The organism is Novosphingobium sp. AP12, assembly GCF_000281975.1.
In the GTDB taxonomy this organism is placed as follows: domain Bacteria; phylum Pseudomonadota; class Alphaproteobacteria; order Sphingomonadales; family Sphingomonadaceae; genus Novosphingobium.
In genome coordinates, this window is the sequence record NZ_AKKE01000020.1 from 12,634 (window position 1) to 28,215 (window position 15,582).

Sequence of the window (15,582 nt, forward strand, 5' to 3'; positions counted from 1 at the left end):
CGCGCGCCGGCAGGTCCGCTTGCTGCGCCGGCGTGACCCCAGCGAGCGATCGAGTCTGCGCTACGTGGTGTTTGGCACGACTGGCCTGTGCAATGCTTCGTGCATCCATTGCCCTACTGGTAAGACGATCACTTCCCACGTACCGCGTTCCACGATGGACCTTGCGCTCTTTAAAGGCGTGGTTGATCAAATTTTTGATCAAGGATGGTCTCTGCTGGGCATCCACTTCGGCCTGTTCGGAGACGGGCTGGTCGACCCGCACGTCGTCGAACGCGCGCGTTACGCGCGTGAGCGTTTGCCCGAGATCATGCTGGACGTGAACACCAACGGTGCCGCTTTCGACCGCAAACGCCATGGGTCCCTCGATCGTGACCTGACATTGCTGACGCTACACTGTGAGTCGATCAGGCCAGACACGTACGACCAAATCATGACGCCGCTGCGTGCGAAGAACGTTTTCCCAAAATATGAGCCCATTCTGGATAGCTTTCCGGGCAAGGTACGGGTCAGCGTACCGGTCAGCCGCATGAACCGCGATGACATCGAGGAAACCCGCGACTGGTTTTTGGAGCGTGGTGCCAAGGAGGTCGTATTCGATCCACTAGCAAGTCGCTGCACGGACGATCAAAGCCTGTTTCGCCGGATCGCTTTCACACCGGTCGAGATCCGGTGCAATCCTGATATCCTGGACGACGTAATTATAGACTGCGACGGGCTAGTGCTGTCGTGTTGCCAAGACTTCGAACGGCGCGAACCGATCGGGAACGTGGCTGCGGATGGCCTGCTATCCGCCCTTCAGGATACCAGGCGTGCTGTTTTTCATGGCAGGCTCGCGGCTGGCAGCCATGGCGAGATCGAGACATGCCGCCGTTGTGCCGCAGACGTGCGCACGCCCAACTTTCCTTTCGATCTGGCCACGCCGGGTGAGCTAAAGGCCGGGTCTCATCCGCCCCCGCCCGTCTCCAGCACCACCATATCCCAGTAGCCCAGTACCGGCAGGGTAAAGGCTACGTAATTGCCCCCGCCATCCGCTCCGGTCGTGTAGGCTAGCAGCTGCGCGGCCCCGGCGGCATGGTCGGGGGATGCCCACCACAGCGGATTGCGCGCGTTCTGCACCTGGCTGCCGGAATAGTAGAGTTTCATCGCGACCGCGCCCAGCTGCGTGGGTTTTTCCTTGGTCCCGTCAAGGTCGGCCCAGACGTTGGAAGAGACCCCCGTCAGGTTTAGCAGATGGCAGATCTGGAAACCTGCTCGGGCCTTGCCGAGCAGGTACACTTCGCCTGCCGAACCCACAGCGCCGCCCTTTGCACCCCGAGTGATGGTGCAAGGCAGCGTGCTGTCGCGCGTCCCGTCACGCAACAGCGTCTGATAGCCCACCTCAAATGCCTTGTACGAGAGCAGCGCATCAACCAGCCCAGGTGAGCAGGGCAGATGATACCCCTCAACAAAAACGTTGGTCATGATGCAACCCTGGTCAGGATGGTTCATCCAAGTAGATCCAGCGATGGCAAACATTGCCGTGGCCAGCAGCGCTGCAGGCGGATTGACGACACATCCAGCAGTCCGCTCATGTGTCGAACAGTTTTCCGCCAAGGTGCGGTTGATGTATGCGGGCTGGACGATCGCACGCCCTGCCCGGCCACGTCCACCCTTACGCATCGTCTCCGCTGCCCCCGCGACGACGCCGTTGAGCCCAGGATAATAGGGCGTGTCGAAATCCCAGGTCTCGCGATAGAGGTAAGGTTGACCACCTTTACCGGCCGCATCATCCAAACCCCAGCCCGATACCGTATTGAGGATCGCCGGCCTGCCCAGACGCGCCTGTGCGGCGGTAGTGAAATCCGCCAGGCAGCGCACGGTGTCGAGTGGCCGCCCCTGTGCGTCAAAGGTCGGCTGTACAGGCGCACCGACGGTGTCGGCCTGCCAGAAGTCGAAGTCAAACTGCTCCATCATGGGTTTGATCGAGTGAAACAGCAGGAAATCCTGCCATCCCTTGCTGCAGGGGTCGAAAAAATCGAGATGATCGGCCTGCCACCCGTACTTGGTCCAGTTGTCGGGCTGCTTGGGTGACTGGTCCATGTCGTCCGCGGTGCATTTGCCTGCGAGCCCGCAGCGGTTGCGAAACGACCCCCATGCCAAAGAGGGCCTAATCGACTGCGAAGGCCAATTGGAATAGGCTTCACCGGTTGCCTGGAAGAAGCCCACCGGCATAGCAGCATCGTGCGCGGCGCCGATCAGGGCGCGAATTGCCGCGCGGCTGACCGTCAGGCCTGACAGCGAGCGCCAAGAATCCAGCGAGGACGGCGGAGCCAGTTCGGGGCGGTAGTAGCTGGCATAGCTTTGGATCGTGTTGCAGTGCCAGGCGACCTGCGCCGCAATCAGCGATACCGCATCCACCTTCCCGTCCCAATGCGAAATCCAGCACTGTCGGGGAAAACGCGCATGCAACTCGGACTTCTGCACGTCGAGAGCGCCTGCCGCGGTATCGAGGGGTGTCCCACGCGCGTTCTTGACGGTAACAGCTATGCGATAACCGCGCTCGCCTTTGTCCGGCGCGGTAAACGGCACCATGAGGGGAGTGCTGCCAAATGCCTCAATGCGCGCATAGGTGGTAGTTTCAAGCAGCTTCGCCGCATTGAAATAGATTGTCGTCTCCACAAGCGCGTTCAGCTTAGACGCGCCTGAATTGCGCAAGGTTACCAGCACCGTGCCGCGTTCTCCCGGCACGTAAACCGCCTTGTCGGTGGTGATTAGCTGGATATGGGGATGCGTGGCCGGGTCGAGGCGCGGCATTACCGCGGCATGGCCAGGATCGGGTCGCAGACCCGGGATGAACACGAAGCCGGCTGCTACCAGCAGCAGGACCAGCAATGCGCATAACAGCGGGAACAGCCGTTTCATGGAAGATCCCTCAGTTACCTACCGGTGCAAACGATAAGTCCATGGCCGCAAGAGCGAGCCATGGACCCATTCACATGCCTCAGATGCTGTGTTCCTTCACGCCAGCCCATAGCAGCCAGCCAATGGCGTAGGCGAAGAACAGCAAGGCGAACACCGTAAGTACGATCTTGCCCCGTTCGGGGAACAGCGACTTCACCGGATGATTTGGCTCGACCACACGCACGAGATAGAGTTGCTTGCGCTTGGCCTCGGCAACGGCCTGTGCATATTGGGCAGCGGTAGCAGCATGGAGCTTGGCGGCCTCGTCACGCTCAATCACGAGCTGCTCGTAATCGCCAAGCCGATTGGCGACCGAGTGGCCGTCGCCCGCGATCTGCGAGGACTGTCCCGCGACTTGCGCCTCCAGCGCCCGCACCTGCCGCTGGAGCGCGATATATTGTGGGCTGCTGCGGCTGACTGCCTGCCCCATGGCCGCAAGCTGGGCACGCGCCTGCACCAAGCTTGCAGTCAGGTTGGTTACCATTGTGAGCTGCGCCCGTCCGGTGCCTTCGGGATCGACATCCGCGTGCCCCCTGCGAAAACCGGTGAGCCGCTGCTGGACCCCGCTCAGCTGCCCTGCAGCGGCGTCCAGTTCGCGCTTAGCTGATGTCACCTGATCCCGATAGGTCTGCTGGTTAATTGCGTTGATCTGCTGCTCACCCATCTCGAGCAGCTTTGCGGTCAAGGCATAGGAATCCTTGGGCCGGAAGGTGTGGACGGTCAGGTGGGTGATGCCGCTGGTCTCGTCCTGTTCGATTGCCACTTGCCCTTCATAGTACTTTTGCAGGCGCTCGGGCGTGGGATCGGCGCTCCACAGGCGGCTGAACCAGTCCGCACCCTCGGGACGGAAACGGTTAACCAGGTCATCCTCGCGGCGCAGTTTAGCGACGGCATCGTGGGAGAGCAGGTACTCCTGGACGATGAACGCCTCCGACGCGGTCGATGAGGTACCTAGGCTAAGCCCGAAAATCTGGCCGACGCCGCCGCCACTTGCCGGCGCTTCGGCATGTCGGATGACGAAATCGGTGCTCGATTCATACTGATCGGATGCAATCAGGTAGAGATAGGCAGCTGCCAACAGAGTCGGCAGGATCACGATGGCCAAGAAGAAGCGATTGGCGAAGGCCAAGGTCTTGAGCCGCGCGGCGAGCCCGCCGGCGTCAGCCTGTATCCCACTGTGTTTGGGTTGGATTACGCCGTGCAAGAAAGGATGCTCCGCTTCAATGAGATATGGGCCGCGTCATGAGACGTGGATGTCCTTGCGCACCCGTCTGATCGCGAGCAGGCCCCAATACGTGAAAAAGCAATTTGCCGCTACCACGAAGCCGATCTGGGCATAGCGGTCGCTTGAGGCAGTGAACTGGCCGTAACGGGCCAGTTCAAACACTGGGACCATGGGGTTCCAGGCGACGTAGGGCCGCGCCCATGCTGGCAGGACCGAGACGGTGAAGAACGCCCCGCTCAGCGGCATAGCGAAGTAGGACGCCGGATGGACCAGACGCTCCAAAAAGGGCGAGTGGAAGGTATAGGCGCCCGCGAGAAGGCACCACGCAAACGAGAACCAGGAGAACAGCACGATCGCCTCGATCAAGTAGATCGGCCGTGCCGGGAACTCCGCCAAACCCAGGATCACCCCCAGCGTTTGAAGCACGGCCAGCGCCGAAATGCACCCCAGAGTCTCGACAATTGACTTGCCCAGCATGATGTCAAAGGGCGTTATCATGTTGTGATACAACAGGTTGGAGTATTGGTGCAGCACCCCATCAGACCGCGTGAATGAGTTGCGGAAAATAATGAAGATCGTGTAGCCTGTCAGCGTGAAGGTAAAGGGGCTAATGCCGTTACTGGTGCCATGACCCACGAACGAATGGATCGCCGTCACAACCGAAGCTAGCATCAGCGGTTCAACAATCACCCACAGGTAACCGATGTTCGCCCGTCCGTATCGCTGCTGCAGTTCGCGCAAGGCAAGCGCGTGGATCACCGATCCCTGGCGCGCAATCCCCGAAAGGAAGATGTCGAGGCGCGACCGATGCTCGCCAGACGAGCGGTAAGGCTGCTTGGAACCGCTTTTGTCCATGCTCACAGCCTTTGTACAATCATGACGAACCCTGCAAGGCCCTGGCTATCAACGACGAGGTCCGAAACTGGCGCGAAGGCCAGTGGTGCTATCGAATAGCCTTTACCAATCAGCCGCAGGGCCCATTGCCCGATTTCGTTACGGGAGAGGACCTGCGCGTTGGATGTGTCGGCACTGCTGACCAGATCGCTGTCCGGTCGATAGCGCAGGCCTAACATCGCCAAGCCCCCGATCTTGAGCCGGGCGAGCCAGTCCTCGACTGCTTCCCAGCGCTCGCGCGCCTCGTTGCCAGTCTCGAAGCCGGCCGGCATCAGCAAAAAATCATAGAAATCGGCGTTCATGCGCGAGGGCGGCGGCCCATCGGCCTGGCGCACTATCGACGTCGATGCCGAGAGATCCTCCGCATAGTCAGCCGCGACCCCACCAACGATCAGCCCTTCAAGCCCGCTATACGTGGCGCCGTACGTACTCAGGGCATTCAGGCATGCCGCCTCGCTCCACCGTGAAATTACTAACTCGCCCTCCGCACGTGCACGCAGGCCCAGCTCGGCGATCTGCTCGTACGTGCAGCTTTGCGAAACAGGGTGCTCCATCCGCACGCGGCCGTAATGCAGCAAGGCGTTGGCAGGGCGAGTTTCTTGTGCCTGCTGATCCATCGCCAGAATCGAGCGTGGCGGCTCGGGGTAGTGCTCGCCCGTGTCTTCGGGCTCGTCGATAGCCACCTTCAGCGTCTGCGCGGTAACATCGGAATCTTCTGACAGATATCCGTAGAGCGCATACAAGACGCCCTTTTGCGAGGCGAAGTGCACGGGCACCGTAAGGTCAGCCCCCTCCTCGGCATGGAGCATCGTGCGCGCGCCTGAAACCAAGCTGATGTTACTGTCGGATTCAGGCTTCCAGGCATGAACCCGCATCGACAGTTCGCCAAAGCTGGCGCGCACGCCGTTCAGCTCAAGCACGAAGCGTGCACGCCCCTCGCGCACTTCATGGTAGCGGGTGTGGAAGCAGTAGCGCGGATCGGGCGAACGCTCGAGACCGCCCAGCCCTTCGATTGCGCTGGAATGACTTTCCCAATAATCAAACGGATCGACTTCGCGCATGATGTCTAACGCTTCAGCACCAGCATGATGTCCTCGGGACCCGACCGGCTCAGGATGTAGTCCATGTCGGTGGGGACTACGCCCGCGTCCAGGGTCAAGTGGTTGAGGGCGAAGCCATGTGCGCTCAACCGTTCCAGGAAGGCGCCCGGATCGCCGTAGCGGTGCGGATTGAACTCGATGACCACAGTGCGCAGCTTGCCGCTATCCAGCAACCCTTGCGCTCCGGCCCAAATCAATTCCTCGGCGCCTTCAACATCGATCTTGGCGAGTTCGATGTCCTGCCAGTCCTGTCGGCTGTCGAGGCGCGCAACCGGCACTTCAACGCCTTCGGGCGGAGCCTCAGCGCCGGGTGGCAGGATATAGGCGTTCATCGGCGTGTTCGGCGGCACGACGAGCGTGACCGAATGATCGCCTTTGTCGCCAAGAGCGGTCTGGTGCACGCTTGCCCAGCGAGCGAAGCCGTTGACCATCAGGCTCTTGTTAAGCAGCTCCACGAGCCGGGGGTTAGGCTCGAAGGCGTGAACCCTTCCAGCAGGGCCGACAAGCTCAGCCATCAACAGCGTGAAATAGCCGATGTTCGCCCCAATATCGGCTACCACCATGCCCGGCCGGATAAGGCTGGCCAGCGTCTCGGTGACCCACATTTCCCAGTAGCCATCAAGCATGAGATGGCTGGAAAGTCCGATATCGGTGGTGTCGACATAGGCCTTGTATCGACCCAAGACGCGGCACAGCGCGGCATTGTTGCCTAAGTAAGCAACCTTGCACGCCGCGCGGATGGCGCTCTCGTTGGCCACCCGGCGGCTGCGTGCGAGCATGGGCAGCTCGAAGAGGCGCATGCTGGGGAATTTTTCGACATTCCCCCCGCCTTGCGCTCGCAGCGAGCTTTTGAACTTTGCGAAGGGGGACGACAAAAAATGGGACATAAGCGTTGGAGCCTCTAGCAGGCATCCCCAGAAGCGTAAACGCCTCGTCAGAGTTAACACGTCGAAAAGCGTGTTGCCTGCCTGTGCCCAAGCGTCTAGCTCTCAGCCACAATCGGGATCGCCTACGCATGTGCGATATCGCCCGCCCCTATCGAGATATGTCCGCTCCATGATCGAATTTCACAACGTCTCAAAAGACTATAAGACGCGTGGTCTGAAGCGGCGGGTGTTCAGCGATCTGTCCTTCCGGATCGAAGCGGGGGAAAGTCTGGCGATCTGCGGGGCCAATGGTGCCGGCAAATCGACATTGCTTCGGCTGATCTCGGGCGTCGAGTTCCCCACCGAAGGACGCGTCGAGCGCGGTATGAGCACGTCGTGGCCGATCGGATTTTCCAGCGCCTTCCAGATGACCATGACCGGCGCCGACAATGCCCGGTTCATCGCACGCATTTACCAGCGCGATGAGCGGGAGGTGCTCGACTATGTTGAAGATTTCGCGCAGCTGGGCGTCTACATCGACCAGCCCGTCAAAACCTATTCGTCGGGCATGATCTCGCGTCTTGCTTTCGGCATATCGCTAGCGATCTCGTTCGACTGCTATCTGGTGGACGAGGTAGCCGCGGCGGGCGACGTGAGGTTCCGACGCCGTTCGGAAGAAGAGCTCATGGCTAGGCGCGACAAAGGCACGCTCATCATGACCTCCCACGACCCGTATATGCTCGAGCAGTACTGCACGCGCGGCGCCGTACTTTATAGTGGAGCATTGGTCTTTTTCGACACGGTCGCAGAGGCCTGCGAAGTGCATCATGCCCTGCAGATGCGGCAGGCATGAGCGCTGGGTGCCCAGCTATCTCCATTGAACATCTGGTAAAACAATCGCGAGGATCGTGTGGTTAGAAGTGTTCTAAGCCCGAAATTGCTCCTGCGGTTAACCGACGGGCGGACACGGCTGCTGATCCGCCGTGCACGAGAAGCGCAGCGACGCCGGAACTGGACGGAAGCCGCAAGGCTGTGGCGCGAGATCGTGGGTCACGCCCCGCGCGACAGCGGGGCCTGGGTCCAGCTGGGCAACATGCTCAATGAGCTTGGCCACTACTCCGAAGCGATCGAAGCGTTTCGCCATGCCGGACAGATTGATCCCGATCTGGCACATGCGCCGGCTGGGATCGCAGGCGTGCACGAGCGGGCTGGCCGCTGGAGCGAAGCGGGCGAGTCCTGGATCCAGGCGATCGAGCTGCTTTCGCGCGACGGCGCGCGAGGCCGCAAGGCGGATGACGAATTGGCCCATGCCTTTGCCCATGCGGCAATGGCAGCACGCAACAGCGGGTCTTCTAGCAAGGCACAACACATTCTCGAGGGCGCCATCGAAAACTTTCCTGATCTGGTGAAACATCCCGACAATCTGGCCATCCGCGCCAAGCTGCTGCCTCCTGGCCAGTCCGCAGCCAGCGCAGCGTTCCTGCACGACTTCCTGGCCCTGCTGTCCTCGATTGATCGCGAAACCATCAAGGCTAAGCCTGGAGTGCGCAGCGGCGACCTGTTTCAGGCCTTGGTGGAGATCGCCCCGCACCTGGAAGCGGGCAAGTCCGACCCCGACTTTCTGCGGATTGCGGTAGATTTATACGAGAACGGTCGCCTTTGGCGCGAGGCGGTGCGCCTGGCCGAATGGCAGGCCGAAGCCGATCCCGACAATGCCGAGTACATCGCACGCGCCTTCCGGGCTGCCTCGGCCGGGCGTAGACTATCCGATGCCAGGCGCCTGGCGTGCCGCCACGCGCGCCAGACCGGAGATCTGATTTTAATCCACCAGTTGGCCGAACTGTACGAAAACGCGCGCCAGCCTGCTCGAGCACGTCTGCTTCTGCGCTTTCTAAAGCGTCGCTGGCCGCATAGCCGCTGGCATATCTGCAAATATGTCTTGCTCACTGCTGCTACCCGCTCGCTTCCTCTGGCCGATCAACTCATCCAGCGCGAGCTTATGGAGGGCCCCCGCGACCAGGAACTGGAACAGGCCTATTGCCGGGCAGCTTTCGCCGCCGGGCATTACGACGAGGCGCGGCTCCGCCTGGGGCATTACCTGAAGCGCCATACCGACCACGATACCGAGGTGCTACTGGGGTACGCGATCGCCAACTCGGTTGGCCTGGAGGACGCCAGCGCGTACTTCCGCGACCTCGCAGCACGCGAGATGCAGCCGGTCAGTGCCATGGTGGGCACGGCCCACATGGCGATGCGCAAGCGCGATTTGGCGATTGCTTTGGAACGTTGGTGCGACATCGCCATCGTCCATCCAGGTGCTGCTAACGCAAATGTCGAGCGAGCTCGCTGCGCTTACGACATGGGCGATATCGAAAGTGCGATCCGGATCTGCCACGCTCATCTGCAAGATTATGGCAATGACATCGGTATGGGCGAATTCTACGCTTGGCTGCTGACTATGAACGGCCGCTACGAAGAGGCCCTGCCCGCTATTGCCACCATCTTGGCCAATTCCGGTCCTAACTGGCAGGCGGTCGACCTCCATATCATCTGCAGCAGCCAGTTAGGTCGACTCGACCAGGACTGGGACAAAATCACTGCAATGATGCCGTCCTCTGATTCGGGCGAGGCGACATCGCGCTTCTACCATGTGATCCGCATTCTCATGGCGGTTGAGCGACACGACCTCGCTTATAGGACGCTGCTGGGTCAGGACTTCCCGGTAGACCAACTGCCCTGGACGGCTCCTTACCTGCGTGAAGCGGTGAAGAATCTTCCAGCGCCGGCTGCGCCGGACATGCGATTCACGCGCGCCGAAAACCGATGGAACACAGTGGCGGACATGACGCGTTCGGACTTCTCGAAGCGTCTTGATGCGATGTCCGATGCGAGCGTGGAAGCGTTGCTCAACCGTCCGGCCAGAACCCAGCCCACCGTGCATATCATCAACAAGTTCGAGCAGCCGCGCGGCGGTAGCGAGCTCCACGCGCTTGACCTCGCCGAGCAAATTGGACGCTACACCAAGACCCAGATCTGGGCGCCGGAAATGCCGCATCCCGAATTTACGGCTCGGCACGACGTCAGGCATATCGATCCCGCGACCGGAGTTTTCCCGCGCGGCGGGGTTCTCGTTCTTGTAGGTATATATTTTGATATCGCACGCTGGATCCGTCATGTGCGGCCGGACCGGATCATCTTCCTTTATAACACGTTTGAAGCGCCGTCCTTGTTCGAACGGATCGAAGAAGCCTTCCGGTATACTGGTATACGTCCCGAGCTGCTCTACTGCTCCGATATGATGGGTCAAGAAACGGGATTGCCCGGCCGGTTCGAGCCCTCTCCTACCGACCTTGAATTGTTCAGCCCGCCTTTGGATCTGCGTCCGGCAGCACGACCCTTCACGCTTGGCCGCCACAGTCGTGACGTCCCTGAAAAGCACGGTCGTGACGACTGGAAGATATATCAGGAAGTGGCAAACCTCGGCGGTGAAAGCGTCGTGCTGGGCGGCGCATGCATGGCCGGTGCGTTCCCTGCAATTCGTGGCATGCAACTGCTCAAGGCACGCAGCGCCGGGATACCGGACTTTTTGCGCGGGCTCGATGCCTACTTCTATCGCACTTCCACCTGGATCGAGCCATGGGGCCGTGTGGTGATTGAAGCGATGGCCTGCGGCTTGCCAGTCTTGGTCCATTCTGCCGGGGGGTATGTCCAGGCGGTGAAGCACGAGGTGAACGGGCTCTTGTTCGACACCTCTGAGGAAGCTGTACGCTTGGCTAGGCGCCTCGTCGACGAGCCTGATCTGCGTTTACGCCTGGGCCACGAAGCGCGGCGCTCTGCATGTGAATTGCTCAGCTCCTCGGAGTTGAAACGGGTCATTGCTTTTTACTTGCTGGATGAACAGAGCCCGCAGGCGTAAGCGATTGAGCCGCCGGAAAGCGCTGCTAACCTTTAATAATAATTGCGCCACTCATAACCCGTTGCAAGCCACGCTTGTGACGGGTTTTCTGTCTTCGTTTCATTCAGATTGCCGCCTCACTAGTGCTAACGCGGATCAAAACGCATGTGACAATGCCACTAGAGGCGCTTAGCCTTGGCTCTCGTCAGGCGCTCGTCACCGCATATATGCCCAAAATCAATGGCGTGCGTACTCGCCGAGCTGTCCTTTCGAAACAACCGATAAAGAAGCCTAGAGCAATCGAGAGGAATTTTTGCAAATGCCGCTGTCCGACAACTTCCAAATTGGCCATCCCGGTCTGACAACCGCGTTTTCCTTTAGTAGCTCTAACGAGCTCGACACGGTCGGCATCACAGTCAGAACACATGGATTGGCCGCCTACGAACCACCAGTCAGCGACATATTAATTGAAATCGTAAAATCGTCGGCTGGGTTAATGTTCGATATCGGAGCGAATACAGGGTTGTATACTTTGGCCGCCGCTGCTGCCAATCCGACCGCGCACGTCATCGCTTTCGAACCCTTAGAACCCGTTCGCAATCTCTTGCAGCACAACATCGGGCTTAACCCCAGCCTTGCGCATCGGATCACGGTCGAACCTGTTGGCTTGTCAAGCGAAGCGGGGAGTTTCAGTTTTTACGAAACCATCAATGATCGCGGTTATATCTCCACCAGTTCCTCGTTCGAACCTCAGCATGTGAAGATGGTTGGCGACGCATACGTCGAGCGCGTAATTCGCACTGTTACTCTCGACAGCTTCGCTCAGAGCCTAGGAGAACAGCGTGTTTCCTTCATGAAGATCGATGTTGAAGGGCACGAGCACGCGGTAGTTACGGGCGGCCGTCGGTTCCTGGCAGAACACCGTCCGATCTTCACGATAGAACTCTTGGGCGCGGCAGAAAGCAGGCCGATCGATGAATTTTTGCTCGATGCTAACTACGTGGCCTTTGCCATGGCCCACGATGCCCTGCGACAGCGTGAGCGCATGATGTTCTTTCCTGACGCATGGAACCATTTACTCGTCCCCGCAGAAAAGCTTCCACAGATATTTCGACTTTGCCACAAGCTGAGTTTGCGGATTGAGCCGGGCTAGGCATGCGCCGACCCCAAATATTTATATTGTTCCTATTAGTTCTAATTTTACCGTGCCGTCTCTAGCAATCCTGAGGGGATACTTGTGATGTATTCGAGGGCTACCTAGTGGCAAAATCGAATCCATTATAAGGTCTCCTGAGGTGTTGAGTGGTTTTGTTAGCTCCAGGGTGGAGTGGGCAAAACACCGCCGCACTGCTGCTTGCGTCATAGCTTGCGTAGGCTGGGGCGGTAATCGTGGTCGATGCCGATCCGAACCGCCCGATAGCCGCTTGGGCCAAAGGTGCCGGCCGCGCCGAAAGCTTGTCGATGCTAGCGGAGGCGATGAAGTTTCGATGGTCGCCGCATCGAAGACGCTGCTGCGAGAACGCCCTTCGCGGTTGTCGATCTCGAAGGCACGGCCGCCAGGATCGTACTTCTGGCCGTCAGCCAGGGCGATCTCGTGGTGATACCGATGCAGGGCACCCAGCTTGGCCCGGTGCAGGCGAGCCGCGCGAGATATCTAACGTCGTTAAGGCACAGGCCAATGCCGAACAATCTGCCGCCGAGATAATTGAGCGCCTGCGCGAGATCCGAACAGCAAGCTTGAGATTGAGGTAGAGGGCGGACGCATGCGGCGCACCAGGCCCGACGAAAGCGTCTCGCCCTACCGCGCCTACCTGTTGCCAGCCCCTTGCCTGCCTACCAGTTGTCGTTGGCCAGGCGCATGATCACTGAAAGAGCCGGGCGGCGGCGGTATGATCGATGGAGATTATTGCCGGTTCAACGCACGCCGGCCATCCCGAATGCACCACGTCCGCAGACGTCATGATTAGCACAATATATCCTATGTGCATCGGATAGCCGGTTGATAGCCATCAGCCCTTGCTTTCACGTTCTCCCGTGACGCTGCGCCGGTTTGCCCGCGCTGCCCCTCAACCGGCTCCCTTGAGGGCATCTGCGGCGCGTAACGCCGCCCCAAACCTTACCGATGGTTCTTAGTGTTCTATCGCGCTGTTTTGTCATCGGTGCCTCCGCCGTCAGGCAATATAGTGTTGGTCTATAAGGCCAAAACATCTTGTTTTTCCTGAAGATTCTGGATCAGGTAGGGGTTGCAGATGATTTTGAGACCCGGTCTCCTAATGGTCGATCCCGGCGCGAAAGGCAGGTAGCAGCAGGCATGACAACGCATATCGGGGCACCGCCGCCTGCCATCCGCACCATCTGGCGCGAACTTGCCGCCTTCCTGAAACGCCCAGCGGTGCTGGAGCCCTGGGGCCTGCGCCGCCGCGAGACGTGGGCTCCGCTGGCCGTGCTGATCGCGGTGCACATCGCCGGGATGATGGTGGTAATCCTGCCGCTGATCGCCGCCTGGCAGAGCCGTTTCGCGCTGCCGATGCCCGACGCCTTCGGCAAGCTGCCGGGCGGGTGGCTGCTGCCGACCACGGTTCTCGTCGCGCCGGTGCTGGAGGAGATAATCTTCCGCGGCTGGCAGACGGGGCGGCCGCGCGCGCTGTGGCTGCTCGTCTGCTTCGCAGGGCTTGCCGCGCTGGTGATGGCGGCGCAGGCGATCGCACCGCTGGTATTGCTGGGTTTGCTGGTGGCGCTCGTCGCCGCGGCTCTGGGCGGCTGGCTGTGGCTGAACCGCCGAACGGCGCCGGCGGTCTACCGCACGGTCTATCCGTGGATCTTCTGGGTGGTAGCGCTGGTGTTCGCGGGTATTCACCTGATGAACTACCCGGCGACCTCTTTGCTGTCGCTGCCGATGGTCCTGCCTCAGCTCTGGGCGGCGATGATGCTGGGCTTCACGCGCCAGCGCCTCGGCCTGCCTGCCGCGATGCTCCAGCACGCCGCCGCCAATGCGGCAAGCATGGCCTTCGCGATGGCAGGCGTTTGAGAAACCTCGTCCCCGGCCGGGCCGGGGACGATGGAGGCGTCAGTCGATGCCGAGCGCCGACTTGTAGGTGTCGAGCAGCATGTCCATTTCGCGGCGATCGTCGGGCTTCATCTTACGGATGCGGACGATCTGGCGCATGATCTTGACGTCGTAGCCAACCGCCTTGGCCTCGTTGTAGACGTCGCGGATGTCGTCCGAGATGCCCTTCTTTTCCTCTTCGAGGCGCTCGACGCGCTCGATCAGCAGGCGCAGGCGATCGTCGGTGGTTTCGGCCATTGGGATATGTGCTCCGGTGAAAGCTGAGAATCGTTGGCCGGGCTGATAGCGAGCCGCGGGGGCTGGGGCAAAGCACCGCCCTGTGGAAATCGTGTGGAGCGATCTGATTGGCGTCTCGCCCGCCTGCTTTTTTTCCACCACGAACCTGCGCTACCTTCGCGCAGGTTCTTTCTCACCGTCGGTCCCGGCCTCTCTCGCGCTCCCTTACGAGCACGCTTCACGCATGCCTTTCATCAACTCGCGTGCGGCGCAGCCGTGTTGCCTCAGGGCTTTTTCCTCGCTGTTTCAACTCTCGAGCCGACCACGTTCGTGCCTCCTGTGCGGAGTTCGGGACCGGGACTGCCCGGCGCACGGAGTTTTGTTCATGACCTGGATCCTGCTTGTCGTCGCCGGCCTGCTCGAAGCGTTCTGCCGCAAATATCGGCGGGTGGCGGTAGATGAGGCGTTTGTTGGCATTTTCGCGCAGAGGTAGAGTGTTCAAAGGGCCGCCATTTTGACCGATCCGTGATCCTGCTGTGCGCTGGTACCTGAGCTACGCCTTGAGCTTGCGGGACCTCGGGGGCGATGATCGCCGAGCGTGAAGCCCCGGATTCTGCGATGAGCCGCGTGGAAACGACTACGCACAAACGGCTAGATACAGTAAAAATGGCTAAATTAGCTAAGGATGTCTGTATGCAGGTTACGGTCCATGCGGCGAAAACCAATCTCTCCAAGTTGATAGAGGCAGCTCTCGCAGGAGAGGAGGTTGTCATCGCTAAGGATAAGCAGCCTATGGTTAAGATCGTCCCCTTCCCGCGCAGCCGGTTCAAGATCGGTATTCTCAAGGACAAGATCGCGGGACCAGGGCCGGATTTCTTCGAGCCTATGGATAACGAGGAACTGGCCCTCTGGGAGGGTGGCGGCGAGTGAGGCATCTTCTGCTCGACACTCACGCCTGGGCATGGTCCATGACGGCGGATATCCGCTTGTCCGCAACCGCCATAGCCGCGATTGAGCAAGCAGAAACGGTTTCGATCAGCGCGATAAGCCTGTTCGAGATTGGCCAAAAAGTCCGCTTTGGCAAATGGCCGGAGATGGCTCCTTTCCTCGATCAGTTAATCCCTCTGGCGAAAGAGCAGGGCGGGCGCTTGCTCGAGGTGTCGCTTGAGACCAGCCTGCTGGCTGCTACGCTGGCATGGGACCATCGCGACCCATTTGACCGGATCATTGCCGCGACGGCGATCACGAGGGGACTGCAGCTGATCTCCACGGATTCCGGTTTCGCTGCATTGGCGGTAATGCAGAAGTGGCCGGGACTGGTGTGGTGACGCAGCGTGGCGCCCGGTGCTGTGCCATTGAGCTAATTCCCAACCGCCTGG

The 15,582-nt window shown here is 60.2% G+C and carries 13 protein-coding genes; 7 read left to right on the plus strand and 6 right to left on the minus strand.

Features of this window, described 5'->3' with window-relative positions:
• The first annotated feature begins 154 nt into the window (after positions 1 to 154).
• Complete coding sequence (locus tag PMI02_RS04260) at positions 155 to 985, plus strand: SPASM domain-containing protein (protein ID WP_007679215.1); 831 nt, start codon at positions 155 to 157, stop codon at positions 983 to 985.
• Here the strand turns inward: PMI02_RS04260 and PMI02_RS04265 are convergent.
• The 5 genes from PMI02_RS04265 to PMI02_RS04285 form a co-directional block, all read right to left on the minus strand.
• Complete coding sequence (locus PMI02_RS04265; RefSeq protein WP_007679218.1) at positions 943 to 2,901, minus strand: glycoside hydrolase family 66 protein; 1,959 nt, start codon at positions 2,899 to 2,901, stop codon at positions 943 to 945. The genes PMI02_RS04260 and PMI02_RS04265 overlap by 43 nt on opposite strands.
• Positions 2,902 to 2,980: 79 nt before the next feature.
• Positions 2,981 to 4,144: a capsule polysaccharide export protein gene (locus tag PMI02_RS04270; RefSeq protein ID WP_007679221.1), complete on the minus strand. Its 1,164-nt coding sequence runs from the start codon at positions 4,142 to 4,144 to the stop codon at positions 2,981 to 2,983.
• 36 nt (positions 4,145 to 4,180) lie between these two features.
• A complete protein-coding gene (locus PMI02_RS04275; RefSeq protein ID WP_007679235.1) occupies positions 4,181 to 5,020 on the minus strand; it encodes an ABC transporter permease in 840 nt (279 codons plus the stop codon).
• Between the two features lie 2 nt (positions 5,021 to 5,022).
• Positions 5,023 to 6,120 carry a hypothetical protein gene (locus tag PMI02_RS04280; RefSeq protein WP_007679251.1) on the minus strand — a complete coding sequence of 366 codons (1,098 nt, stop codon included), beginning with the start codon at positions 6,118 to 6,120 and terminating at the stop codon, positions 5,023 to 5,025.
• A 5-nt stretch (positions 6,121 to 6,125) separates the two neighbouring features.
• On the minus strand, positions 6,126 to 6,959 hold the full coding sequence (locus PMI02_RS04285) for an FkbM family methyltransferase (protein ID WP_238538982.1): 834 nt from the start codon (positions 6,957 to 6,959) through the stop codon (positions 6,126 to 6,128).
• A gap of 256 nt (positions 6,960 to 7,215) precedes the next feature.
• Between PMI02_RS04285 and PMI02_RS04290 the strand changes: the two genes are divergently transcribed.
• The 4 genes from PMI02_RS04290 to PMI02_RS04305 all read left to right on the plus strand — a co-directional run bounded on the left by PMI02_RS04290 (position 7,216) and on the right by PMI02_RS04305 (position 13,948).
• Positions 7,216 to 7,878 (plus strand): ABC transporter ATP-binding protein, encoded by a 663-nt coding sequence (locus PMI02_RS04290; protein ID WP_007679264.1) that lies wholly within the window; start codon positions 7,216 to 7,218, stop codon positions 7,876 to 7,878.
• 57 nt (positions 7,879 to 7,935) lie between these two features.
• Entirely contained in the window at positions 7,936 to 10,941 is a 3,006-nt protein-coding gene (locus PMI02_RS04295; RefSeq protein ID WP_007679268.1) for a glycosyltransferase, read from the plus strand.
• Positions 10,942 to 11,239: 298 nt separating this feature from the next.
• Positions 11,240 to 12,073 carry an FkbM family methyltransferase gene (locus PMI02_RS04300; protein ID WP_007679271.1) on the plus strand — a complete coding sequence of 278 codons (834 nt, stop codon included), beginning with the start codon at positions 11,240 to 11,242 and terminating at the stop codon, positions 12,071 to 12,073.
• Between the two features lie 1,158 nt (positions 12,074 to 13,231).
• A complete protein-coding gene (locus PMI02_RS04305; protein WP_007679274.1) occupies positions 13,232 to 13,948 on the plus strand; it encodes a CPBP family glutamic-type intramembrane protease in 717 nt (238 codons plus the stop codon).
• 39 nt (positions 13,949 to 13,987) lie between these two features.
• Here the strand turns inward: PMI02_RS04305 and PMI02_RS04310 are convergent, their stop codons facing one another.
• Positions 13,988 to 14,224, minus strand: a complete 237-nt coding sequence (locus tag PMI02_RS04310; RefSeq protein WP_007679276.1) for a DUF2312 domain-containing protein — start codon at positions 14,222 to 14,224, stop codon at positions 13,988 to 13,990.
• Between the two features lie 564 nt (positions 14,225 to 14,788).
• On the opposite strand from PMI02_RS04310, the gene PMI02_RS04315 reads away from it, so the two are divergent.
• The gene (locus tag PMI02_RS04315) at positions 14,789 to 15,133 is read left to right on the plus strand and encodes a type II toxin-antitoxin system Phd/YefM family antitoxin (RefSeq protein WP_238538983.1); all 345 of its coding nucleotides are present in this window, start codon (positions 14,789 to 14,791) and stop codon (positions 15,131 to 15,133) included.
• Entirely contained in the window at positions 15,130 to 15,531 is a 402-nt protein-coding gene (locus PMI02_RS04320; protein WP_007679293.1) for a type II toxin-antitoxin system VapC family toxin, read from the plus strand. Before PMI02_RS04315 ends, PMI02_RS04320 begins: the two co-directional genes overlap by 4 nt.
• Positions 15,532 to 15,582 lie beyond the last annotated feature (51 nt).

Coding starts and splice junctions, on each gene's coding strand:
- PMI02_RS04260 (WP_007679215.1), top strand. CDS start 155: ATGGACCTTGCGCTCTTTAAAGGCGTGGTTGATCAAATTTTTGATCAA.
- PMI02_RS04265 (WP_007679218.1), bottom strand. CDS start 2,901: ATGAAACGGCTGTTCCCGCTGTTATGCGCATTGCTGGTCCTGCTGCTG.
- PMI02_RS04275 (WP_007679235.1), bottom strand. CDS start 5,020: ATGGACAAAAGCGGTTCCAAGCAGCCTTACCGCTCGTCTGGCGAGCAT.
- PMI02_RS04280 (WP_007679251.1), bottom strand. CDS start 6,120: ATGCGCGAAGTCGATCCGTTTGATTATTGGGAAAGTCATTCCAGCGCA.
- PMI02_RS04285 (WP_238538982.1), bottom strand. CDS start 6,959: ATGCGCCTCTTCGAGCTGCCCATGCTCGCACGCAGCCGCCGGGTGGCC.
- PMI02_RS04290 (WP_007679264.1), top strand. CDS start 7,216: ATGATCGAATTTCACAACGTCTCAAAAGACTATAAGACGCGTGGTCTG.
- PMI02_RS04300 (WP_007679271.1), top strand. CDS start 11,240: ATGCCGCTGTCCGACAACTTCCAAATTGGCCATCCCGGTCTGACAACC.
- PMI02_RS04305 (WP_007679274.1), top strand. CDS start 13,232: ATGACAACGCATATCGGGGCACCGCCGCCTGCCATCCGCACCATCTGG.
- PMI02_RS04310 (WP_007679276.1), bottom strand. CDS start 14,224: ATGGCCGAAACCACCGACGATCGCCTGCGCCTGCTGATCGAGCGCGTC.
- PMI02_RS04315 (WP_238538983.1), top strand. CDS start 14,789: ATGATCGCCGAGCGTGAAGCCCCGGATTCTGCGATGAGCCGCGTGGAA.